The organism is Alcanivorax sp. HI0083 (assembly GCF_001635175.1).
In genome coordinates this window covers 1-1,181 of sequence record NZ_LWFX01001416.1, presented here as the reverse complement: position 1 = coordinate 1,181, position 1,181 = coordinate 1, and the positions used below count along the sequence as shown (strand labels likewise).

Annotated in this window: 1 protein-coding gene; it reads left to right on the top strand. The window is 58.1% G+C overall.

Going from position 1 to position 1,181, the window contains the following annotated elements:
* Positions 1–986 (top strand): chaperonin GroEL (gene groEL / locus A3754_RS21485; RefSeq protein WP_156497134.1); only part of this gene is annotated, 986 nt, incomplete at its 5' end.
* Positions 987–1,181 lie beyond the last annotated feature (195 nt).

Genomic DNA, 1,181 nt, shown 5'->3' with positions numbered 1-1,181 from the left:
TGGTAGACAAGAAGATCTCCAACATCCGCGAACTGCTGCCGGCCCTGGAAAATGTGGCCAAGGCAGGCAAGCCGCTGCTGATCATCGCCGAAGATATCGAAGGCGAAGCGCTGGCGACCCTGGTTGTGAACAACATGCGCGGCATCATCAAGTGCGCCGCCGTGAAAGCGCCGGGCTTCGGTGACCGTCGCAAGGCCATGCTGCAGGACATCGCCATCCTCACCGGCGGTACCGTGATCAGCGAAGAAGTGGGCCTGAGCCTGGAGAATGCGTCCCTGGAAGATCTGGGTACTGCCAAGAAAGTGAACATCGACAAGGAAAATACCACCATTGTTGATGGCGCTGGCCAGCAGGCAGATATCGATGGCCGTGTGGAACAGATCCGCAAGGAAATCGAGAACTCTTCTTCTGACTACGACAAGGAAAAACTGCAAGAGCGCGTGGCCAAGCTGGCCGGCGGTGTTGCGGTAATCAAGATCGGTGCGGCCACCGAGATTGAAATGAAAGAGAAGAAAGCCCGTGTGGACGATGCCCTGCATGCGACCCGCGCTGCGGTAGAAGAAGGTGTGGTTCCTGGCGGTGGTGTGGCGCTGGTACGCGCGCTGGCCAACGTTGGCACCATCAAGGGTGACAACGACGAGCAGAACGCCGGTATTGCCCTGACCTTCCGTGCGCTGGAAATGCCCCTGCGTCAGATCGCCTACAACGCCGGCGCTGAAGCGTCTGTGATTGTGCAGGAAGTGCGTAATGGCAAAGGCAACTACGGCTACAACGCGGCCACCGGTGAATACGGTGACATGCTGGAAATGGGTATCCTGGATCCTGCCAAGGTAACCCGTTCCGCGCTGCAGGCAGCGGCTTCCATCGCCGGCCTGATGATCACCACCGAAGCCATGGTGGCGGATAAGCCGGAAGAAAATGCCGGTGGCGGCGCTCCGGACATGGGCGGCATGGGTGGAATGGGCGGTATGGGCGGCATGATGTAAATCATCCCCTCGTAACACGCTCCGAGAAAACCCCGCCTAGTGCGTAATGCCGTTCACTTAAGCATTGCAGGCAGAGCGGGGCTTTCCGAAAATCCGGTTTCCACTCGCGGGAAGCCGGATTTTTTGTGTCTTTACAGCAGTCTCTTTTCGATATTGATGCCCTTCAGTCCTTCTCTGACCTGAGCACCTTCACCC